Raw genomic sequence first — 21,655 nt, 5'->3', positions numbered from 1 at the left:
CCCGGTCGATCGTCATTGCTGCATGCCCCGCCTCAAACGTCGAACAGCCCGTCCTGGCTTCCGACCGGCGGGTTGAGTCCGAGATGCTTCCAGCCGCCCGCGTTCATGCACCGCCCGCGCGCGGTCCGCGCGACGAGGCCGAGCTGAATCAGATAGGGCTCGATCACCTCTTCGATGGTGTCGCGCGGTTCGCTGAGGCCCGCTGCCAGCGTCTCGACCCCGACCGGACCGCCGCGATAGATGTCGGCGATCATCATCAGATAGCGCCGGTCCATCGCGTCGAGCCCCAGCGCATCGACCTCGAGCCGGTTGAGCGCGGCGTCGGCGGTGCGCGCATCGACGATCTCCGCGCCCGCGACATCGGCGAAATCGCGAACCCGGCGGAGCAGCCGCCCGGCGATGCGCGGCGTGCCGCGTGCGCGCCGCGCCACCTCCATCGCCCCGTCCTTCGAAATCGCGAGCCCGAGCAGCCCGGCCGCGCGCGTCACCACCCGCTCGAGCTCGTCGACGGTGTAGAATTGCAGCCGCACCGGGATGCCAAAGCGATCGCGCAGCGGCGTCGTCAGCAGCCCCTGCCGCGTCGTCGCGCCGACCAAAGTAAAGCGCGGCAGGTCGATCCGCACGCTGCGTGCCGAGGGTCCCTCACCGATCATCAGATCGAGCGCGCGGTCCTCCATCGCCGGATACAGCACCTCCTCGACCGCGGGCTGCAACCGGTGGATCTCGTCGATGAACAGCACGTCGCCATCCTCGAGATTGGTCAGCAGCGCGGCGAGGTCGCCCGACTTGGCGATCACCGGCCCCGAGGTGGCGCGGAACCCCACCCCCATCTCGCGCGCAACGATCTGCGCGAGCGTGGTCTTGCCGAGCCCCGGCGGCCCGAAGAACAGCACATGGTCGAGCGCATCGCCGCGTGCCTTGGCCGCCTGGATGAAGATCCGCAGATTCTCGCGCGCGGCCTTCTGCCCGACGAATTCGTCGAGATTCTTGGGGCGCAGCGCCGCATCCACGTCCTCGGGGCGGCGGGCTGGCGTGAGCAGGCGTTCGGCATCGGTCATCAAGCCCGTTCCCTACCCGTTCACGCCCGCCCCTGTCACCCCGTCGCGCGCGTCCCGCCCGACCGGCCTACCAGATTCATGGGATCAGCCGGTCCGCGCGCAGCTGTGCGAACAGGTCGAAGAACGCGTCGTCGGTCGGCTGGTAGCGCGTAAAGCCCATCCGCCGGCTCTTGCCCATGTCGGTGACGACCTCGATCGGCCGACCAAGATCGGCATCGGTGTGCCACGGCGAGGCGAGGCGCGTGAGATCGGCCTCGACCAGCCCCTCGCGCTCGGCGATCCGCTGCCACACCACCGCGTCATCCGCCATCTGCTCCTCGAGCGGCACGACCGTGCCGTCGAACGGCGCCGCCTCGATCCCGAACCAGTCGGCGATCCGCGACCACATCCAGCTCCAGCGGAATACGTCGCCATTGACGATGTTGAAGTCCTGGTTCGCCGCCTCGGGCGTCGTCGTCGCCCAGACGAGCTGCGCCGCGAGCTGGCGCGCGTCGGTCATGTCGGTCAGCCCGTTCCACTGCGCCGCCGATCCCGGAAAGCGGAACGGCCGCCCGGTCTCGCGGCAGAGCGTCGCATAGGCCGCCAGCGTCGTCCCCATGTTCATCGCATTGCCGACCGCCTTGCCGATCACCGTATGCGGACGGTGCACGCTCCAGCTGAAGCCGTCGCGCTCGGCCGCCGCGAACACCTCGTCCTCCTGCGCATAATAGAAATTCTCGACCTCGAGCCGGCCCTGCTCCTCGCGGAACGGCGTCTGCGGCAGCACGCCCTTCCCATACGCCTCGAACGGCCCGAGATAATGCTTCAGGCCCGTCACCAGCGCGACATGCCGCACCGACTTTGCCGGGCGCAAACCATCAAGCAGATTGCGGACCATCGCGCCGTTGACGCGGATATTTTCCGCCTCGGTCGCCTGGCGCGACCAGGTCGAGACGAACACCGCGTCGGGCGCCAGATCCTTTAGCGCGGCGGCGGTGCCTGCCGCGTCGGTCAGGTCGGCGGCGACCGGGTGCACGCCGGGCTGGTCGGACGGACGCCGCGCGAGGCCATGGACCGTCCATCCCTGTTCGATCAGCAGCGCCGCCGTCGCGCTGCCGACAATACCGCTCGTGCCAACCACCAATGCCGTCCGGGCCATCGTCATTCTCCGTTTCGCTTGAACGCAGTAGCTAGGCATCGCCCGCGACGCGTTCTAGACGGCACCATTCGGGGCCCCGGGCACCTTTCGGGACCCAGCGACGTTCAGGGACCCAGCATGACAACCACGCCCCCCGATCACGATCCCGCCCCTGTTGCCGACGACTGGCGCGAGGATTGCGCACCGCGCCGGGTGCTCGACCTGTTCGCGACCAAATGGACGAGTATGGTCCTCCACACGCTCGACGCGCGGCACGAGGGCGGCGCGCGTACCGGCGTCCTCCACCGCAGCCTGCCCGGCATCTCGAAGAAGATGCTGACGCAGACGCTGCGCGACATGGAGGGCAGCGGGCTGATCCTGCGCGACGTGCTCGAGACGATGCCCCCCGCGGTCGAATATCGCCTGACGCCGCTCGGCAGGCGGTTCGTCGAGCCCGTCAACCTGCTCTACGACTGGGGCCGCACCAATGCCGACGCGCTCGACGCGTTCGGCCCCGGCCCCGCGCCCCGCCGGTCCGCGAAACGGCCGAAGACCGACTGAGGCTAGGGCTTCGACGCCTTGCGCAGCGCCAGCCGGACGAGAGCGTCGAGCGTCGCGCCAGGCCCCAGTTCCTCGTCCGCCGCCGCGACCGCGACGCTCGCCTCGGCAGGCCGGAACCCCAGGTTGAGCATCGCCGACACCGCATCCGCCGACGCGCCCGGCGCCGCATTGACCACCGCGGGCCCGAGCCCGAGCGCGATCCCGCCGACCTTGTCCTTCAATTCCATGACGATGCGCTGTGCAAGCTTCGGCCCGACGCCGTTCGCGCGCGCGACCATCGCCTTGTCGCCGCTGGCGATCGCGCGCGACAGGTCGACGGGTTCAAGCGCGGACAGGATCGCGAGCGCAACCCGCGCGCCGACGCCTTGCACCGCGGTCAGCAACCGGAACCAGTCGCGCTCGTCCGCGCTCGAAAATCCGACGAGCCGCTGGAAATCCTCGCCGACCAGCAGTTCGGTGAAGACGGTGCAGGCCTCGCCGATCGGCCCGAGGGCCGACAGCGTACGCGCCGACGCGCCAACCAGATAGCCGACCCCGCCGACGTCGATCACCGCATGATCGATCCCGGTCGAATCGAGCCGGCCCTTCAGATGGACGATCATGCGCCTACTCCCGTGCGTCGCGACAGCGCCGCCGCGCTCGCGACATGATGCGCATGCGTGATCGCCACCGCCAGCGCATCGGCGGCGTCGGGGCCGGCGAGTTTCGCGCCGGGCAGCAACACCGCCATCATCGCCTGAATCTGTTTCTTGTCCGCGCCGCCGGTGCCGACGACGCCCTTCTTGACGGTCGAGGGGTGATATTCGCCGATATGCAATCCCGCCCCCGCCGCCGCGAGCAACACCACGCCGCGCGCCTGCCCCAGCTTCAACGTCGACTGCGCATTGGTGTTGCCCAGCACCTCCTCGACCGCGGCGCCATCCGGCCGCTCCGCACGGATGACGTCGAGCAACGCCGAATACAACGCCGTCAACCGCCGCGGCAGCGCCATCGACGGATCGGTCCTGATCTGGCCATTGGCGATATGGCTCAGCCGGTTACCGTCCGCACGGATGACGCCCCAGCCCGTGGTGCCGAGGCCGGGGTCGAGTCCTAAAATAATCATAGGTAAGAAGGTGAGTTCACGCGGAGACGCGGAGACGCGGAGGGCGTGCGCATTTTGCGGCCGTCGCGCGTCAGCGCGACCTTCACGCCGTCGGGCCGGCCGATCGGCGATAGGCCGCTGACGCGGAAGACGAACCCGCGCAGGGCAACTCTCCGCGCCTCCGCGTCTCCGCGTGAAAACACCTTCTTCATCTCAACCCCAACGAATCAACCCAGCGTCTCCATGATCTCGTCCGAGATCTCGTAATTGCCCCACACCGTCTGCACGTCGTCGTCATCGTCGAGCGCGTCGATCAGCTTGAACAACGTCGCCGCATCGTCCGCGTCGACCGCGACCATCGTCTGCGGACGCCAGGCGAGCTTCGCGCCCTCGGCCTCGCCGAGCTTCGCCTCGAGCGCCTTGGCGACTTCGTGCAGATCGCCCTGCGCGGTCCAGACCTCGTGCCCGTCCTCGCTCGACGTCACGTCCTCGGCGCCCGCCTCGAGCGCTGCCTCGAACACCGTGTCGGCATCGCCCGCGCTCGCCGGATAGGAAATCAGCCCGACGCGGTCGAACGCATGGCTGACCGACCCGCCGGCGCCCAGGTTGCCGCCATTCTTGCCGACCGCGACGCGCACGTTGGTCGCGGTGCGGTTGCGGTTGTCGGTCAGCGCCTCGATAATCAGCGACACGCCGCCGGGGCCGAAGCCCTCGTAGCGGATCTCTTCGTAATTCTCGGCATCGCCGCGGCTCGCCTTGTCGATCGAGCGCTGGATGTTCTCCTTGGGCAGCGACGCCGCCTTGGCCGCGTTCACCGCCGCGCGCAGGCGCGGGTTCATGTCGACATCGGGCAGGCCCATCTTGGCCGCAACCGTGATTTCCCGGCTGAGCTTGCTGAACGCCGACGAGCGCTTCTTGTCCTGCGCACCCTTGCGATGCATGATGTTCTTATATTTGGAATGGCCTGCCATCTGTGCCTCTATAGCTGATGCGCCGCTCTTAGGCTCCGGCACCCGATTTCGCCAGAGCATCGATTTTTCCCTCAATCGCGTCGAGCCGCGCGAGCACCAGATGGTCGATCTTGTGATGCACGCGCAAAATGTCGAGCTCGGCGCGCAGATTGGTCTCGTAATCGAGGCTCGCGGCGAGCCGGTCCTTCGCCGATTGCCGGTTCTGGCTCATCATGATGATCGGCGCCTGGATCGCCGCGACCGTCGACAGCAGCAGGTTGAGGAAGATGTAGGGATAGGGATCGAACGCCGCGTTGAAATGCGTGAGGATGTCCGAATTGAGGATCATCCAGCCGAGCAGCACCGCAGTGAACGCGATGATGAACCCCCACGACCCACCGACCGCCGCAACCCGGTCCGAGAGCCGCTCGCCGAACGTCGCGCGTTCGTCGGCAAGGTCGGCGGCATCGCGGCTGACCGTGGTCCCCGCCTCGATCCCCGCGAGCACGCGGCGCTGCTCGTCGTTGAGCTCGCCGGGGGACTTGCCGAGCAGGCGGTGCGAGAGATCGTCGAGCGGAGAGGATGTAGCCATGGCGAAAGGCGTAACCGCGATTGCGGATTAAGCCAGCGCGCAAAATCGCGCTTGCGACGAGACCCGCGAAAGACTCCTTGCCCCGATGCGCCCGCACCTGCCAAACGCGCGGCATGACGGTTAGCGTGAATATGGGCACCGACGGCAATGGTACGGCCGTCGGCGTCGACCTGGAGGAACTTCTCGCCACGCGCCTGTTGGTGCAGGGCAATTCGGGATCGGGAAAATCGCATCTGCTGCGCCGCCTGCTCGAACGGTCGGCGGGGCATGTCCAGCAGATCGTGATCGATCCCGAGGGCGATTTCGTGACGCTCGCGGGCCCGCATGGCCATGTCGTGATCGAGGCGGGCGACTATAGCGAACGCGAGATCGCGCGCATCGCCACCCGCCTGCGCGAACACCGGACGTCCGCGGTGCTCAGCCTTGAGGGGCTCGAGGTCGAAGGGCAGATGCGCTGTGCCGCGTCGTTCCTCTCCGCGCTGTTCGATGCCCCGCGCGAGCATTGGTATCCTGTGCTCGTGGTCGTCGACGAGGCGCAGATGTTCGCGCCCGTCACCGGCGGCGAAGTGTCGGAGGAGGTACGCCGTGCCTCGCTCGCGGCGATGACCAACCTGATGTGTCGCGGCCGCAAGCGTGGTCTCGCCGGCGTGATCGCGACTCAGCGTCTGGCGAAGCTCGCGAAGAACGTCGCGGCGGAAGCGTCGAACTTCCTGATGGGCCGCACCTTCCTCGACATCGACATGGCACGCGCCGCCGATCTGCTCGGCATGGAGCGGCGTCAGGCGGAGGCGATCCGCGACCTCCAGCGCGGCACGTTCATGGCGCTCGGCCCCGCGGTCTCGCGCCGCCCCATCACCGTAAAGATCGGCGACGTCGCGACCTCGGCGCGCAGCGGCAGCCCCAAGCTGACCCCGCTCCCTAGCGCCGCGCCGATGGACCTGCAGGACCTGCTGTCCGAGCCGGTAGTCGACGCGCCCGAACTCGGCCTGCTCTTCGATTCGCGCCCGCGGCGCGTTCCGGCGGAAGAACTGCTCGACGGTATCGCCCGCCCGCCCGAGCCGCGCACCGCCGCGCCGCCACCACCCGAGAAGACCGATGACGAGGTCGAGGCGGTCTATGCCGACGTGTTCCGCGCGATCGTCGAGGATCCCGAATCGACGCTGCGCCCGCCCTCGGTGCTGTTCCAGGATTTTCAGGTGCGATGCCGGATGGGCGGCCTCGCCAAGCCCCCGCTCGATCTGCCGGGCTTCGTCCGCCGGCTGAGTTGCGCACGCGCCGGCATCTTCGACATGACCGACGAGGCGTGGACCGCCGCGCTCGACGTCGCGAGCGGGCTGCCCGACGACATGCTCGGCGCCTTCCTGCTGGTCGCACGCGCCGCACGCGAGGGCGAACCCTGCCCCTCAGACGCGCGCATCGCCGCGACCTATGGCACCAGCTCGCTCGGCCGCGTGAAGCGCCTCATCGGCTATATCGAAAGCCGCAACCTGATCGTCTGCCGCACAGACCTGGCGGGCAAGCGCTCTATCACGATCCCGGGACTCGGCTGGACGACACTGCCGGCAGAAGCGGCTTAACTAGACCGCGAAAGCGAAGACCAGTCCGGCGATCACGCCGATCTGCACGATCGCGATCATCTGCAGCCGGCCGACGAACGGCTGCTTGCGGGTCTTGTGACGAAACCGACGGCGCGCCCAGAAGGCGCCGGGGCTGCCACCGAGCGCTGCGAACCAGAGCAAACGGGATTCGGGGATGCGCCATGCGCCACCGCGCGATCGGCGCTTATCCAGCGCGAACGCGGCGACCGTGACCGCGTTGATCACCAGAAACAGAAATGACGCCGCCGCGATCGATACGAGCATGGCTCACTGGTACCGCGTCGACGTTGACGCGGCGTCCACCCCGGCGTTGATGACGCATCGCGAGGGAGACACCGCGCAGAGTCCGATCGTCAGATCATCCCCAGAGCCTGGAGGTACACCTCGAGGATCGCCTCCTCCTCCTGATATTCTTCCTTCTTCTTCTTGCGGATCGACAGGATCTTGCGGATCGCCTTGGGGTCGTAGCCACGGCCCTTGGCCTCGGCCATCACGTCCTTGATGTCGTCCGCGATACCCTTCTTCTCTTCTTCGAGACGCTCGGCGCGCTCGATCAGCAGACGCAGTTCGTCCGCTGCGACCGCGCCGCCGCCCATGCCGTGTTGGCGTTCGTCCGTCATGATACTCGTCCCCATTCGCTCGAAACACAGACCCGCATGCGGCGACCGGGGTCCCAAGGACCGCCGATGAATCGCGCCGCTGCAAGTGCGGCGCCGCGTCTAGGCGGTAACCGTTCGCGGCTCAAGCGACCCCGGGTCAGACGACCGCATTCTTGGCGACGCTGGCCTTCATCCGCTCGAGCTGCTCGGGCGTGGCGTCGCCCTGGTGCTGCGCCTTCCACTGCGAATAGGGCATGCCATACACCGCCTCGCGCGCCGCATCCTTGTCGAGACCACCAGCCTCCTCGACCCAGTCGGACAGGCAGTTGCGGCAGAACCCCGCCAGACCCATCAGGTCGATATTCTGCGCATCGTCGCGGTGGCGCAGGTGGCGGATCAGCCGGCGAAAGGCCTGCGCCGCTACGGCATCGTCGAGTGTGTCCAGCGTGTCGCTATCGTGGTTCATTCGTATGCTCCGTAGTTGATCCCACCGAGATAGGGTTTAAGGCCCGTGGCGGCAAAGACCTCCCCCAGGAAACGCAACGCATGACCATGGCCATCGCACCCCGCTCGCGCAAAGTCCGCATCCTCGCGACGCTAGGCCCTGCCAGCAGCACGCCCGAGATGATCGCGACGCTGTTCCGCACCGGCGCCGACGCGTTCCGCATCAACATGAGCCACGGCGACCAGCAGTCGAAGATCGCGGTGATCCAGGCGATTCGCGCGCTGGAGAAGCAATATCGTCGTCCCTCGACGATCCTCGCCGATCTCCAGGGGCCCAAGCTGCGCGTCGGCAAGTTCGACGGCGGCCGCACCGTGCTCGAAACCGGCTCGACCTTCGTGCTCGACCGCGACACGACGCCGGGCGATGCGACCCGCGTCGAGCTGCCGCATGACGAAATCTTCGCCGCGATCGAGCCGGGCGCGCGCCTGCTGCTCGACGACGGCAAGCTGGTGCTGCGCGTCGTCTCGCACAGCCCGCGCGAGATCACGACCAGGGTCGAGGTCGGCGGTGCGCTGTCGAACAACAAGGGTCTGAACGTTCCCGACGTCGTACTGCCTATGGCCGCGCTGACCGAGAAGGATCGCAGCGATCTCGACTTCGCGGTCGACCAGGGCGTGGACTGGATCGCGCTTTCGTTCGTCCAGCGTCCCGAGGATCTGTGGGAGGCGCGCAAGCTGATCGGCGGCAAGGCCGCGCTGCTCGCAAAGATCGAGAAGCCAGCCGCGATCGAGCGGCTCGAGGAGATCGTCGAGGCCTGCGACGGCGTGATGGTCGCGCGCGGCGATCTCGGTGTCGAAATGCCCCCGCAGGCGGTGCCGCCGCTGCAGAAGCGCATCGTCGAGGTGTCGCGTCGCATGGGCCGCCCGGTCGTGGTCGCGACTCAGATGCTCGAATCGATGATCACCTCGCCCTCGCCGACGCGCGCCGAGGTCTCGGACGTCGCGACCGCGGTCTATGACGGTGCCGATGCGATCATGCTCTCGGCGGAAAGCGCCGCGGGCGCGTGGCCGGTCGAATCGGTCGCGATGATGGACGCGATCGGCGTGTCGGTCGAGGCCGACCCCGAGCATGGCGACCGCATGCATTTCACCGTGATGAAGCCCGATCCGACGACGGCCGACGCGCTGGCCGAGGCGGCGAAGAACATCGCCGCGACGGTATCCGCGGTCGCGATCATCTGCTTCACCACCTCGGGCTCGACCGCGCGTCGGATCGCGCGCGAGCGGCCCTCGGTGCCGCTGCTGGTGCTGACGCCGAGCCAGGACACCGCGCGCCGCCTCGGCCTGTTGTGGGGCACGCATGCAGTTCACACCCGCGACGTCGAGTCGTTCGAGGATATGGTCGCCAAGTCGAAGCGCATGGCGCTGCGCCACGGCATGGCGAAGGCGGGCGACCGCGTGATCGTGCTCGCGGGCGTGCCGTTCCGGACGCCGGGCTCGACCAACGTCCTGCATGTCGTCCGGATCGTCGGCGACGAGCTGAAGGGCCACCACTCGCAGGTCTGAGGCGACTCCCCCTAGCGCTCCCCCCTAGCGCTTCTCGGGCAAATCCGCGATGGCTGGTACAAGGACCGGACGGGGGAGCAACCGCATGACGTTACGCGAAAAGATCGGCTGGGGTGCGATGAGCCTGCTCGGGGCGTGCGCGCTCGCGGTGGTGGCGTTCCAGCGCGGCGAGCATGTCAACGCGCTGTGGATTGTCGCCGCGTCGGTCTCGGTCAACCTGATCGCCTATCGCTTCTACGCCCGCTATATCGCGCGCAACGTCATGCAGCTCGATGCGACGCGCCCAACCCCGGCGATCCGCCGCGCGGACGGGCTTGATTATGTCGCGACCGACCGCAACGTCCTGTTCGGCCACCATTTCGCGGCGATCGCCGGCGCCGGACCTCTGGTCGGGCCGGTGCTCGCCGCGCAGATGGGCTATCTCCCCGGCACGCTCTGGATCCTCGCCGGCGTCGTGCTGGCGGGCGCGGTGCAGGACTTCATGATCCTGTTCATCTCGATGCGCCGCGACGGGCGGTCGCTCGGCGAGCTGATCCGCATGGAAATGGGTGCGGTGGCCGGCACGATCGCGCTGATCGGTGCCTTCGCGATCATGGTCATCATCCTCGCAGTGCTCGCGCTCATCGTCGTCCGCGCGCTCGCGGGCAGCCCCTGGGGGCTGTTCACCGTCGCGGCGACGATCCCGCTCGCCTTCGCGATGGGGGTCTACACGCGCTGGATCCGTCCGGGGCGCATCGGCGAAGTCTCGATCCTCGGCGTCATCGGCCTGCTGCTCGCGATCGTCTATGGCGGCCAGGTCGCCGAGTCCGCCTTCTGGGGCCCGGTCTTCACGCTGACCCCGGTCCAGCTGTGCATCCTGATGGTCGGCTATGGCGCGGTCGCGTCGGTTCTGCCGGTCTGGCTGCTGCTCGCGCCGCGTGACTATCTGTCGACCTTTCTCAAGATCGGCGCGATCGTCGCGCTGGCGATCGGGATCGCGGTCGTCGCGCCGCCGCTGCGCATGCCCGCGCTCACCAAGTTCATCGACGGCAGCGGTCCGGTCTGGTCGGGCGGGCTGTTCCCCTTCCTCTTCATCACGATCGCCTGCGGTGCAGTCTCTGGCTTCCACGCGCTGATCGCCAGCGGCACCACGCCCAAGCTGATCGCCAGCGAGGGCGACGCCCCCTTCATCGGCTATGGCGCGATGCTGATGGAGAGCTTCGTCGCGATCATGGCGCTGGTCGGCGCAACGATCCTCGATCCCGGCATCTATTTCGCGATGAACAGCCCCGCCGCGGTGCTCGGTACGGATGCAGCGTCGGCGGCCGCCGCGGTCACCAATATGGGCTTTGCAATCACCCCAGAGGCGCTGGCGCAGGCCGCGCGCGACGTCGGCGAGACCACCATTATCAGCCGCACCGGCGGCGCGCCGACGCTCGCGGTCGCGATGGCGGAGATCTTCAGCAACCTGATCGGTGGTCAGGCGATGAAGGCGTTCTGGTACCACTTCGCGATCCTGTTCGAGGCGCTGTTCATCCTGACCGCGGTCGATGCCGGCACCCGCGCCGGGCGCTTCATGCTGCAGGACCTGATCGGGCTCGCGGTGCCGTCGTTCCGCAATGCCTCGGCGATCGGCCCGGGCATCGTCGCCACCGCGCTGTGCGTCACGGCCTGGGGTTTCTTCCTCTATCAGGGCGTCACCGATCCACTCGGCGGCGTGAACACCTTGTGGCCGCTGTTCGGCATCTCGAACCAGATGCTCGCCGCGGTCGCGCTGATCCTGGCCACGGTCGTGCTGTTCCGGATGAAGCGCCAGCGTTATGCCTGGGTGACGATCCTGCCCGCCGCGTGGTTGTGCCTGTGCACGATCACCGCGGGGCTGCTGAAGCTGTTTTCGAGCGATCCGAAGGTCGGCTTCCTCGCGCATGCGTCCAAGTTCGCGGACGCGGCGGCGCGCGGCGAGATCCTCGCGCCCGCCAAGACGATGGCCGAGATGCAGCGGATCATCTTCAACGACCGCATCGACGCGGCGCTGATCGCGCTGTTCCTCGGCGTCGTCGTGTCGATCCTCGCCTTCGGCATCCGCAGCTGCCGCGCGGCGCTGAAGGTCGATCGCCCGACCGTGACCGAGGTTCCGCCCATGCTGGTCCCGGCCGAATGACGCCGCGGATCCGCCACCTGCTGGCACGCGCGCGGGAGACCGCGCTGATGATGGTCGGCCAGCCCTCCTACGCCGCCTATCTGCGGCACATGGCCGAGCATCACCCCGGCCATGCGGCGATGGATCCCGCGGCGTTCTTCCGCGACCGCGAGCAGGCGCGCTACGGCGGCAAGGGCGGTGGCCGATGCTGCTGAACGACCCGCCACGCTCGATCGTCGCCGCGCTGCGCAGCGCGACAGGCGGCGATCACGACCGCGTCGACACCGCCTATGGCGGCTTCGACCTCGCCGCGCCCGACAGCTACCGCACGTTCCTCCATGCGCACGCGCGCGCGCTTCCCGCAGCCGAGGACGCGCTCGTCGCCGTCCCGGGCCTACCGCGCTTCCGCCCCCGCACGCCCCTCCTCGCCGCCGACCTCGCGGCGCTGGGCGAGACGATGCCGCCACCCCTGCCCTTCACGCTGCCCGCGGGCGACGCGGCGGCCTGGGGCGCGCTCTATGTCGTGGAGGGGTCGCGGCTCGGCGGCATCATGCTCGCGCGTTCCGTGCCCGACGGGCAGCCGACCGCCTATCTCGGCGCGCGGCATCTGTCGGGCGAATGGCGCGAGCTGCTCGGCGCGCTCGACAACGCTGCGACGCTTGCGGGATCGGACGTCTGGATCGACGAGGCGATCACCGGCGCGCGCGCGACCTTCGACCTGTACCGCCGCGCCGCCGCCGCGCGCTAAGCCTCAATCCTCGATCGGGGCGGTCATGATCACGCGCAGCCCGGGCATGTTGTCCTGCTGCGCGATTGATCCCGACAACCGCCCGACCACCGCGTTCATCATCCGGCTGCCGAACCCGACGCGCGTGCCGGTCTGACCGACGCCCTTGTCCGCGACGATCAGCCGGATCTGGTTGCGATATTGCTCGAGCGCGATCAGGATCGGCCCGGGCTGTCCGCCATAAGCATATTTGCTGGCATTGATGACGAGTTCGGTCAGGATCAGCCCGACATTGACCGCACGGTCGGTCGGCATCAGCACGGGTGCGAGGTCGAGCCGCATCTGCGCGCCCCATTCCTGCCCCAGCGTCCCCTTCATGTCGCCCGCCAGTTCCTCGAGATAGCGCGCGAGGTCGACCGACTGGACCTGGTCGTCGCGGTACAGACGCCGGTGCACCAGCGCGACCGCGGACAGCCGTGCCTGCGCCTCGGCAAGATGCGCGGTGACGTTCGCGTCGCCCGCCGCCTTGGCCTGTAGCGCGAGGAAGGCGGAGACCATCTGCAGGCTGTTCTGCACACGGTGATTGACCTCCTTCATCAGGACGTCCTTCTGCTCGATCAGCACGTCCTTTTCGGCCAGCGTCCGCTGCAATTCACGGTTGAGCGCGCGCATCCGGTTGCTCGCATAGCTGTCGTGGAACATCCGACGCAGCCGATAGCCCGCCTCGATCTCTTCGAGCGACCAGCGCCGCGATTCGCCACGCACCTCTTCGGTCCATGACGCGAACGACGTGCGCGGCGTCAGCTGCTCGGCAGGGTCCCCGGAGGTCGCCTTGTGCGGATTGCCCGCCCATTCAATCTCTGTGATCCGCTCCGCACGAAACCACAACAGCACCGCGCCCTCGTCGATCAGCGGCATCGCAAGCAGCCCGCTCGCCTTCGACCGATAGCGTTCCGCAGGCGGGTAGAGCGTCGACAGCGCATGCGTCGCAACGATGTCGCCTGTCCCGCGGCTGCGGATCCACTCGACCAGGTCCAGTACGTCTCTGTCGTCCGGACACTGGCCGTCGCGCTGCACCGCGCCGTGCTGGACGAGCGCGAAGCCGTCGCTCGCCAGCATCCGGCGCAGGTCGTCGCCGACCGCCGCCGCGGTCCGCTGTGCGCTGCCCTCGGTGGCCATCTTGAGCACGACGACATCTTCCACCGACCGCAGCCGCAGGCGTTCGCGGTATCCCTCGGCCTCCTCCTTCGCGCGGATCTGTCGGGCGAGGCTGCTCGCCAGCGTGCTCGCGGTCGCGCGGATATCGGGCGCCAGCGTCCGCGGCGTCATGCTGTGGCAGGCGATCATCCCCCACAACAGCCCGTCCTTGACGATCGAGATCGACGCGGACGCGGCGACGCCCATATTGGTCATGTAGCGCAGATGGATCGGCGACACGCTGCGCAGCGCGACGTCGCTCAGGTCGAGCGTCTCGAACCCGGCGGGGCGCAGGATCGCGGGTGTATAGACCGCATGCGGGATCGCGCGCGTCCGGTTACGGACATACAGCGCGCGCGCCTGTTTCGGGATGTCGGTCGCAGGAAAATGATGGTTGAGGAAGCTGTGCAACGCGGGATCACGATCCTCCGCCATCACGCGTCCGGATTCATCGTCGAGAAAGCGATAGACCATGACGCGGTCGAACCCGGTCAGCGTCCGGAACGCAACCGCCGCCTGTTCGCACAGCGCCTGAAGACTACCCGACCGCTCGAACGCGGTCGCCATCGAATCGAGCCAGCCGAGCACGGTCGCAGCGCTCGACGGCGCCGTCGTGGCGGGCTCGAGCTCGACGAGGACGTGTTCCTCGCTCGCATGCAGGACCATGTGGAACTGCTCGCTGGTACCCGCGACCAGCGTGCCGACCGCGGCGCCGATCATGCTCCCGCGCCCCGACCGCTCCGCCAGCAGCGCGGCGACGTCCTGCCCGATCAGCATCGCTAGGTCCGTGCCAAGCCAGTCGGGGGTCAGCCGCGTCTCGATATCGCCCGCGCCCGCAACGACGCGCAGGCTTTCCGCATCGGCGACGAGCAACAGCCCGTGCGGCTGGATCGCGCCGGGAATGTGTATGGGCTCCCGATCGCAGGCCGTAAGGTCCAACGCGGTATCAGTCACAGATGCTGGGCCTTTCCCTCAAGCCGCGACCATGTCGTTTCGCGCGCGGAAAAGCAAATAAGCCAAGGCAGTTACGCCACCGGCGCCATCGCCTCCACGGGCGCATCCGCCCGGTCTGCATAGCGGCGCGCGATCACCGCACAGGCGATCAGCTGGATCTGGTGGAACAGCATCAGCGGCAACAGGATCACACCGACCTGCGCCGCAGGGAACAGCACGCCGGCCATCGGCACCCCCGACGCCAGGCTCTTCTTCGACCCACAGAACAGCAACACGATCGCATCCTCGCGCGGCAGCCGCATCAGCCGCGCGATGGTCAGCGTCAGCGCCAGCACGATGGCCAGCAGGGCACAGGAGAGCAGCCCGATCAGGAGCAGGTCGCCGAGCGACACCCGGCTCCACAGCCCCTCGACCACCGCCGCCCCGAACGCGCCATAGACGACGAGCAGGATTGATCCGCGATCGACGATCGTCAGCATCGCCTTGCGCCGCGCCACCCATGCACCGATCCAGGGCCGCAGCACATGCCCCGCCACGAACGGCACGAGCAGCTGGACAATGATCGTCTCGACGCTCTCGATCGACATCCCGCCGGCATTGCCTGCGCTCCGCATCAGCATCGCGACCAGCGCGGGGGTGATCAGTATGCCGAGCAGGTTGGAAAAGGATGCACTGCAGACAGCGGCCGCGACATTGCCGCGGGCGATCGCGGTAAAGGCGATCGACGACTGGACCGTCGAGGGCAGCAGGGTCAGGAACAGCACGCCCGTCGCCATCCGCTCGTCGTCGACGAAGGGCAGCGAGGTCAGCCCGAGCCCGAGCGCGGGAAAGGCGACGAACGTCACCCCCAGCACGGCGAGGTGGAGCGGCCAGTTGCGCAGCCCGTCCCAGATCGCCGCACGCGACAGTTTCGCGCCGTGCAGGAAGAACAGCAGGAAGATTGCGACGTCGGCGACATAGCCGACGATCGTCGCCGCCTGTCCCCGCGGCGGCACCAGGCTCGCCAGCACGACGGTGCCGAGCAGCATCAGGATGAACGGCTCGAAGATCGATAGAAAGCGCCGGATCACGGATGCGCGGTCACATAGGCCTCGAGGGTCGCCAGATGCCCGGCGATCGCCTCGTCGTCGAGGAAACTGCCGAGGAAGCTGTTGCGCGCCAGCGTCACGATCTGCCCGCGCGACAGGTTGCGCGCACGGGCGGTCTGCCGGTAATTCTCGCCGATATAGCCGCCAAAATAGGCCGGGTCGTCCGAATGGATCGTCGCGCGCAGGCCGAGATCGAGCATCCGGTCGATCGGATGGTCCTCGATCCGGTTGACGTTGCGCAGCGCGACGTTCGACAGCGGGCACACGGTCAGCGTCATCGCCTCGCGCGCGAGCCGCGCGACCAGCACCGGATCCTCGAGCGCACGATTGCCGTGATCGATCCGGTCGACGCGCAGGATGTCGAGCGCCTCGTGGATATAGGCGGGCGGGCCTTCCTCGCCGGCATGCGCGCACAGCAGCAGCCCGGCCTCCGCCGATGCTTCGAACACGCGCGCGAACTTCGACGGCGGATGCCCCATCTCGGACGAATCGAGCCCGACGCCGATCATCTGGTCGAGCCAGGGCTCGGCCTGTTCGAACGTCCTGAACGCATCGTCCTCGTCGAGATGCCGAAGATAGCTCATGATCAGCCCGATGCTCATCCCGTGCTTCGCCCGCGCCGCATCGATCCCGGCGAACAGGCCGTTGGCGACGACGTCGAACGGGATGCCGCGATGCGTGTGCGTCTGCGGATCGAAGAAGATCTCGGCATGGACCACGCCGTCCTGGGCGACCCGGTCGAAATAGGCGAGCGCCAGATCGTGGAAATCCTCCTCGGTCTGCAGCACGGCCGCGCCCGCATAATAGATGTCGAGAAAGGTCTGGAGGTTGGTGAAGCTGTAGGCCGCGCGCACGTCCTCGACGCTCTTGAACGGGATCGCGACCTTGTTGCGCTCGGCGAGCGCGAACATCAGCTCGGGCTCGAGGCTGCCCTCGATATGCAGATGCAGTTCGGCCTTGGGCAGGTTGGTGATGAAGTCGTCTGTCATGCTCGATCCCGTCGTGATGTGCGTCACCGCGCAACCATTCCGCGCGTCACGCACTTTGCGCAAGGTCGAAACCCGTTGCATGACATCGCTGTCACGTTACCGCGGACCGGCTATTGCCGCCTCTTACCGATCACGCGAAGGACCCATCGATGCCCACAGGACTGGTCGCACTGCTCGACGACATTGCCGGGATCACCAAGCTGGCCGCGGCCAGCCTCGACGATATCGGTGCTGCGACCGGCAAGGCGGGCAGCAAGGCGATCGGCGTGGTGGTCGACGATGCCGCGGTCACGCCGCGCTACATGGTCGGGTTCTCGCCGAAGCGCGAATTGCCGATGATCGGCAAAATCGCGCTCGGCTCGTTCCGCAACAAGCTGCTCTTCATCCTCCCCGCAGCGCTCGCACTCAGCGCGTTCGCACCTTGGGCGCTGACCCCGTTGCTGATGATCGGCGGGACCTATCTCTGCTTCGAGGGTGCGGAAAAGATCCTCGAAGCGCTCGGCGGCGGCCATGCCGAAGCCGAAGCCACCGCCCCGATCGATCCGAAGACGCTCGAGGACCAGAAGGTGTCGGGCGCGATCCGCACCGACTTCATCCTGTCGGCGGAGATCATGGTCATCGCGCTGTCGGACGTCGCCGCCGAACCGATCTGGGAACAGGCGATCGTGCTTGCGCTGGTCGGCGTCGCGATCACGATCCTCGTCTACGGCGTCGTCGCGCTGATCGTGAAGATGGACGATATCGGCCTGCACCTGACCGAGCGGAAAAGCCCCGCGGTCCAGGCGTTCGGACGCGGCCTGGTCAAGGGCATGCCGGTCGTCATGTCGGTGTTGTCGGTGGTCGGCACCGCGGCGATGGTCTGGGTCGGCGGGCAGATCATCGTCCACGGGATCGAGGATTTCGGGCTGACGACGATCCCGCACTTCATCCACGATGCCGCCGCGGGCGCCGCCGCCGCGGTGCCGGTGGCCAAGGGCGTGGTGAACTGGGTGGTCAACGCCGCATTGTCAGGCGTGGTCGGCCTGATCCTCGGTGGCGCGATCGCACTCGGCCTCCACGCGATGAAGAAGCCCAAGGCGCACTGAGCGCTAGCGGCTCCTTCCATTCCCGTCATCCTGACGAAAGTCAGGATCCAAGGTAACGGGCACTGACGTTCGTGGCTCTGGGTCCTGACTTTCGTCAGGATTACGGGGAGGATCAGCGCATCCTTATTTCGCCGTCCACTTGTCCATCCAGCCGATCACCTCGCCATACCATTGCAGGCTGTTCTTCGGCTTCAGCACCCAGTGATTCTCGTTCGGGTTGACCAGCAACCGTGACGGAATCCCCCGCCGCTGCAACGCGGTGAAGCTCGCGAGCCCCTGCGTATAGGGGATGCGGAAATCTTTCTCGCCGGTGATCACCAGCATCGGCGTCTTCCAGTTGGCGACGAAGTTGACCGGGTTCCATTTCTCGAACGCGGCGGGATCCTCGTAATAGGTCTTGCCGCCATGCTCCCACTCGTCGAACCACAGCTCCTCGGTCTCGTACGCCATCGCGCGCGCATCGAAGACGCCGTCATGCTGGACGATGCACTTGAACCGGTCGGGCCACTTCCCCTCGATCCAGTTCATCATATAGCCGCCGTACGACGCGCCGAGCGCACAGGCGCGGTCACCATCGAGCCAGCCGAACTTGGCGGTCGCCGCCGCCAGCCCCTTTTGCAGATCCTCGAGCGGCCAGCCGCCCCAATTGTTGCTGATCGCGTCGGTGAAGGCCTGGCCGTACCCCGTCGACCCGTGGAAATCGACCGCGACCAGCCCGTAGCCCGCACCCGCGAACACCGCCGGGTTCCAGCGATAGGACCAGCTGTTGTTGCTCGACCCCTGCGGGCCACCGTGCACCATATAGGCGACCGGGACCTTGCCCGTGGTGCCATACGGCTTCACCGCATAACCCCAGACGGTGTCGTCGTTCGCGCCCTTGAAGTTGAACCGCGTGACGGTCGGCATGTCAATGCCCGCGAGCTTTGCCGCGTTGACCGACGTCAACCGCTCCGGCTTCGGCATCCGCGTGCCCTTCACCGCGAGCGCATAGAAGTCGTCGGGCGCGGTCAGGCTGCTGATCGCGACTACCACGCCCCTGGGCGTCGGCACGACCGCGCCGACATGGCCCTCCTGCGTCAGTCGCGTCACCGCGCCCGTGGCAGGGTCGACCGCGAACACCGGCGTCTCCTGCGTGTCGTCGGCGGTGACGTAGAGGCGCTTGCTGTCGGGGCTCCACGCGATCGACGCAACCGAACGATCCCACCCTTGCGTCACCGCGCGCACCTGACCGCTGGCCAGATCGCGCGTCATCAGCACCTGGCGATCCGCCTCGAATCCCGCGCGCGCCATCGCGAACCAGGCGAGCGTGCGGCCATCGGGCGACACCGTCGGCAGATTGTCCATGCCGGTATTCGCAGCGGTCAGGTTGACCGGTGCCGCGGAGCCGTCCGCGGGGACCGAGAAGATGTCGAGATTGGTCGAGGTCGCTTCGATCCGCCCCGCCTCACGCAGTGCGAAATACAGCGTCTTGCCGTCCGCGCTCCACGACACTTCCTCGCCGCCGCCGAACGGCTTTGACGGAGCATCGCCGATCAGACCGCCAGTCACCGCGACGCCGTCTCCCTGCGCGCCGGCGGCCGTCAGCGGCAGCACGAACAGCTGCGATCGGTCGCCATTCGACCATGTGTCCCAGTGCCGCACGAACAGCTGATTATAGGTCCGCCCCGCCCCGGCATTCGGGTCCTTCTTGACCATGGCGGGCGCAAGACTCGGCGCGCCGGGCTTGCGATCGGCCCACACCACAAGCTTGTCGCCGGTCGGTGCGACCTTGAACCCGCCGAAACCGCCCTCGAAGTTCGTCAGCTTGCGCGGCGTGCCGCCGGCGATGCCGATCGACCAGACCGCGTCGCTGCCGCCCTTGTCCGACTGGTAATAGACGGTTGCGCCATCGGCGGAGAATTGCGCGCCGGTCTCGTTCACATCGGCTTCGGCGATCAGCGGCTCGGGTTTCGCACCCTTGCGTGTCAGGTCGAGCCGCCACAGGTCGAACCGCCCGCGATCGGCGGCGAGATCGGTCTCGCGCTGCTCCCACACCAGCCAGCGGCCGTCCTTCGACACGGCGGGCGAGGACACGCGCGACAGCTTGACGACATCGTCGATGGTCAGCTGGCGGGCGGTGGCGGGGGCGCTTGCAAGAGCGAGCACGGCGAGGCTTGCGGACAGCAGGATCTTCATGCGCGTCTGCATAGAATGCTTGCACGATCGCGCGCAATCGCCACGTCGTCGGGCACGATGACGCGCAAATCCTCCTTCCCGCCCGTGGCCGCCGACGATGCGCGGCTGCTCGTCCTGGGCAGCCTACCCGGCGACCGTTCGCTTGCCGAAGATCGCTATTATGCGCATCCGCAGAACCAGTTCTGGGCGCTGATGTCGGGCGTCGTGGCGCGCGATCTGGTCGCGCTGGCCTATGACGAGCGGCTGGTCGCGTTGCGTGATGCGGGCGTGGCGCTGTGGGACGTGATCGGGTCGGCGCACCGCGTCGGCAGCACCGACGCCGCGATCCTCGATGCGCAGGACAATGCGGTCGCCGACCTGGTAACGCGCCTTCCGGAACTCCGCGCGATCGCGTTCAACGGCGCCACCGCGTTGAAGCTCGGCCTCAGACAGGGGCTCGGAACGCTCGGCCCGCAGATCGTCGCGCTGCCGTCGAGCAGCGCGCTCCACACGATCGGCCGCGCCGCCAAGCAGCCCGCCTGGGACGCGCTCGCCCCCTTCCTCGCCGTGCCGCGCTAGATCCGCACCGCGCCCGCCGCGCGCACATCGGCGATCGTCGGCCAGCCATTCACCGCCATCAGCAGATCCGCCTCCGCCAGCAGGCACCGCAGCACATGCGCCGCCCCCGCCGCCCCATCGAGCGCGAGGCCATAGGCATAGGGCCGCCCGACGCCGACCGCACGCGCGCCGAGCGCGATCGCCTTCACCACGTCGCTCCCCGACCGGATCCCTGAATCGAACAGCACGGGCACGTCGCCCGCCGCCGCGACCACGTCCGGCAGCATGTCGATCGCCGCGATCCCGCCATTGGCCTGGCGCCCGCCATGGTTCGAACAATAGATCGCATCCGCTCCTGCATCGATCGCGCGGCGTGCGTCGTCGGGATGGCAGATCCCCTTCAGGATCAGCGGCAGCGTAGTGAGCGAGCGCAGCCACGCCATGTCGTCCCAGGTCAGCACCTTGCCGAACACGCCCGCCCATTGCCGCACCGCCGCTGCGCCATCCTCCTCGGGCGGCTTGGCGAGCATCGCGCGAAAGACGGGATCGGAGAAATAGTTCATCAGCACCGCGCCGCGCAGCTGCGGGAAGTTCGCGACGTTCAGGTCACGCGGCCGCCATCCCGTCACCCAGGTGTCGAGCGTGACGACGATCCCCTTATACCCCGCTGCCTCGGCGCGGCGCACCAGGCTCTCGGCCAGCGCCTTGTCCTTTGGTGTATAGAGCTGGAAAAACCCCGGCGTCTCGCCCAGCGCCCCCGCCACGCTTTCGAGCGGATCGTTCGACAGCGTCGACGCCATCAACGGCACCCCCGTCTCGGCCGAGGCACGCGCGGCGGCGAGATCGCCGTGACCGTCCTGCGTGCAGATCCCGATCACCCCGACCGGCGCCATGAAGATCGGGCTCGGCAGCCGCATTCCGAACAGGTCGATCGACAGGTCCCGCCTGCTGCAATCGACCATCATCCGCGGCGTCATGCCCCAGTGGCGGAACGCATGTGCATTGTTGTCCTGCGTAAATTCGTCGCCGCAGCCCCCCTGGACATAGCCCAGCACCGACGGCGGCATCGCCGCACTCGCGCGCTGTTCGAGCGTCGCGTAATCGACCGGGAGCTTCGGGATCACGCCGCTCAGACCGGCGTTGTAGATCGCGTTCTGGTAATCGCCGAAATGCGGCATCGCACTGTTCCTTCAAGGCCTCTCGCGAAGCGAGGCC

22 protein-coding genes are annotated in these 21,655 nt (G+C 67.8%); 8 read left to right on the top strand and 14 right to left on the bottom strand.

What is annotated here, in order from left to right; all coding sequences use genetic code 11:
* Positions 1 to 32 precede the first annotated feature (32 nt).
* Positions 33 to 1,058: a Holliday junction branch migration DNA helicase RuvB gene (ruvB, locus tag GV027_RS08220; protein WP_031440317.1), complete on the bottom strand. Its 1,026-nt coding sequence runs from the start codon at positions 1,056 to 1,058 to the stop codon at positions 33 to 35.
* 76 nt (positions 1,059 to 1,134) lie between these two features.
* The gene (locus GV027_RS08215) at positions 1,135 to 2,196 is read right to left on the bottom strand and encodes an SDR family oxidoreductase (RefSeq protein ID WP_037532038.1); all 1,062 of its coding nucleotides are present in this window, start codon (positions 2,194 to 2,196) and stop codon (positions 1,135 to 1,137) included.
* A gap of 117 nt (positions 2,197 to 2,313) precedes the next feature.
* Here GV027_RS08215 and GV027_RS08210 point away from each other — a divergent pair, with 117 nt between their 5' ends.
* Positions 2,314 to 2,736, top strand: a complete 423-nt coding sequence (locus GV027_RS08210; RefSeq protein ID WP_159511561.1) for a winged helix-turn-helix transcriptional regulator — start codon at positions 2,314 to 2,316, stop codon at positions 2,734 to 2,736.
* A 2-nt stretch (positions 2,737 to 2,738) separates the two neighbouring features.
* On the opposite strand, the gene ruvA is transcribed toward GV027_RS08210, so the two are convergent.
* The 4 genes from ruvA to GV027_RS08190 all read right to left on the bottom strand — a co-directional run bounded on the left by ruvA (position 2,739) and on the right by GV027_RS08190 (position 5,362).
* On the bottom strand, positions 2,739 to 3,338 hold the full coding sequence (ruvA, locus tag GV027_RS08205) for a Holliday junction branch migration protein RuvA (RefSeq protein WP_031440320.1): 600 nt from the start codon (positions 3,336 to 3,338) through the stop codon (positions 2,739 to 2,741).
* Positions 3,335 to 3,841, bottom strand: a complete 507-nt coding sequence (gene ruvC / locus GV027_RS08200; RefSeq protein WP_031395213.1) for a crossover junction endodeoxyribonuclease RuvC — start codon at positions 3,839 to 3,841, stop codon at positions 3,335 to 3,337. Before ruvC ends, ruvA begins: the two co-directional genes overlap by 4 nt.
* Positions 3,842 to 4,047: 206 nt before the next feature.
* Positions 4,048 to 4,791, bottom strand: a complete 744-nt coding sequence (locus GV027_RS08195) for a YebC/PmpR family DNA-binding transcriptional regulator (RefSeq protein ID WP_031395214.1) — start codon at positions 4,789 to 4,791, stop codon at positions 4,048 to 4,050.
* Positions 4,792 to 4,819: 28 nt separating this feature from the next.
* Entirely contained in the window at positions 4,820 to 5,362 is a 543-nt protein-coding gene (locus GV027_RS08190) for a DUF1003 domain-containing protein (RefSeq protein WP_159511560.1), read from the bottom strand.
* Positions 5,363 to 5,475: 113 nt separating this feature from the next.
* Here GV027_RS08190 and GV027_RS08185 point away from each other — a divergent pair, with 113 nt between their 5' ends.
* Positions 5,476 to 6,939: an ATP-binding protein gene (locus tag GV027_RS08185; RefSeq protein WP_107045068.1), complete on the top strand. Its 1,464-nt coding sequence runs from the start codon at positions 5,476 to 5,478 to the stop codon at positions 6,937 to 6,939.
* On the opposite strand, the gene GV027_RS08180 is transcribed toward GV027_RS08185, so the two are convergent.
* The 3 genes from GV027_RS08180 to GV027_RS08170 form a co-directional block, all read right to left on the bottom strand.
* A complete protein-coding gene (locus tag GV027_RS08180; RefSeq protein WP_159511559.1) occupies positions 6,940 to 7,224 on the bottom strand; it encodes a DUF1294 domain-containing protein in 285 nt (94 codons plus the stop codon).
* An 89-nt stretch (positions 7,225 to 7,313) separates the two neighbouring features.
* A complete protein-coding gene (locus tag GV027_RS08175) occupies positions 7,314 to 7,556 on the bottom strand; it encodes a DUF2312 domain-containing protein (protein WP_197975315.1) in 243 nt (80 codons plus the stop codon).
* Positions 7,557 to 7,716: 160 nt separating this feature from the next.
* On the bottom strand, positions 7,717 to 8,025 hold the full coding sequence (locus GV027_RS08170; protein ID WP_031440324.1) for a DUF1244 domain-containing protein: 309 nt from the start codon (positions 8,023 to 8,025) through the stop codon (positions 7,717 to 7,719).
* 80 nt (positions 8,026 to 8,105) lie between these two features.
* Between GV027_RS08170 and pyk the strand changes: the two genes are divergently transcribed.
* The 4 genes from pyk (at position 8,106) to GV027_RS08150 (ending at position 12,436) form a co-directional block, all read left to right on the top strand.
* Positions 8,106 to 9,569 (top strand): pyruvate kinase, encoded by a 1,464-nt coding sequence (gene pyk, locus GV027_RS08165; protein ID WP_056408891.1) that lies wholly within the window; start codon positions 8,106 to 8,108, stop codon positions 9,567 to 9,569.
* An 85-nt stretch (positions 9,570 to 9,654) separates the two neighbouring features.
* Positions 9,655 to 11,709, top strand: coding sequence for a carbon starvation CstA family protein (locus GV027_RS08160; RefSeq protein ID WP_159511558.1), 2,055 nt, complete (start codon positions 9,655 to 9,657; stop codon positions 11,707 to 11,709).
* Positions 11,706 to 11,903, top strand: coding sequence for a YbdD/YjiX family protein (locus GV027_RS08155; RefSeq protein WP_031395223.1), 198 nt, complete (start codon positions 11,706 to 11,708; stop codon positions 11,901 to 11,903). The genes GV027_RS08160 and GV027_RS08155 overlap by 4 nt, the downstream gene beginning before the upstream one ends.
* Entirely contained in the window at positions 11,894 to 12,436 is a 543-nt protein-coding gene (locus GV027_RS08150; RefSeq protein WP_159511557.1) for a biliverdin-producing heme oxygenase, read from the top strand. The genes GV027_RS08155 and GV027_RS08150 overlap by 10 nt, the downstream gene beginning before the upstream one ends.
* 3 nt (positions 12,437 to 12,439) lie before the next feature.
* On the opposite strand, the gene GV027_RS08145 is transcribed toward GV027_RS08150, so the two are convergent.
* From GV027_RS08145 to GV027_RS08135, 3 genes are all read right to left on the bottom strand, one after another.
* Complete coding sequence (locus GV027_RS08145) at positions 12,440 to 14,566, bottom strand: histidine kinase dimerization/phosphoacceptor domain -containing protein (protein ID WP_159511556.1); 2,127 nt, start codon at positions 14,564 to 14,566, stop codon at positions 12,440 to 12,442.
* Positions 14,567 to 14,637: 71 nt separating this feature from the next.
* A complete protein-coding gene (locus GV027_RS08140; RefSeq protein ID WP_443029553.1) occupies positions 14,638 to 15,633 on the bottom strand; it encodes a bile acid:sodium symporter family protein in 996 nt (331 codons plus the stop codon).
* Positions 15,633 to 16,643 (bottom strand): adenosine deaminase, encoded by a 1,011-nt coding sequence (locus tag GV027_RS08135; protein ID WP_159511554.1) that lies wholly within the window; start codon positions 16,641 to 16,643, stop codon positions 15,633 to 15,635. Before GV027_RS08135 ends, GV027_RS08140 begins: the two co-directional genes overlap by 1 nt.
* Positions 16,644 to 16,792: 149 nt before the next feature.
* On the opposite strand from GV027_RS08135, the gene GV027_RS08130 reads away from it, so the two are divergent.
* On the top strand, positions 16,793 to 17,728 hold the full coding sequence (locus GV027_RS08130) for a DUF808 domain-containing protein (protein WP_159511553.1): 936 nt from the start codon (positions 16,793 to 16,795) through the stop codon (positions 17,726 to 17,728).
* Between the two features lie 123 nt (positions 17,729 to 17,851).
* Here the strand turns inward: GV027_RS08130 and GV027_RS08125 are convergent, their stop codons facing one another.
* Positions 17,852 to 19,903 carry a S9 family peptidase gene (locus GV027_RS08125; protein WP_159511552.1) on the bottom strand — a complete coding sequence of 684 codons (2,052 nt, stop codon included), beginning with the start codon at positions 19,901 to 19,903 and terminating at the stop codon, positions 17,852 to 17,854.
* Between the two features lie 15 nt (positions 19,904 to 19,918).
* Between GV027_RS08125 and GV027_RS08120 the strand changes: the two genes are divergently transcribed.
* On the top strand, positions 19,919 to 20,461 hold the full coding sequence (locus GV027_RS08120) for a DNA-deoxyinosine glycosylase (protein WP_236559114.1): 543 nt from the start codon (positions 19,919 to 19,921) through the stop codon (positions 20,459 to 20,461).
* Here GV027_RS08120 and GV027_RS08115 read toward each other — a convergent pair.
* Positions 20,458 to 21,618, bottom strand: coding sequence for an alpha-hydroxy-acid oxidizing protein (locus GV027_RS08115; RefSeq protein ID WP_159511551.1), 1,161 nt, complete (start codon positions 21,616 to 21,618; stop codon positions 20,458 to 20,460). The two genes, GV027_RS08120 and GV027_RS08115, sit on opposite strands and share 4 nt — an antisense overlap.
* Positions 21,619 to 21,655: the final 37 nt, after the last annotated feature.

Origin of the sequence: Sphingomonas sp. T1, assembly GCF_902506585.1 — a bacterium.
Classification (GTDB): domain Bacteria; phylum Pseudomonadota; class Alphaproteobacteria; order Sphingomonadales; family Sphingomonadaceae; genus Sphingomonas; species Sphingomonas aerolata.
Note: the sequence above shows the minus strand (reverse complement) of the source record. Positions and strands in the feature narration are given on the sequence as shown.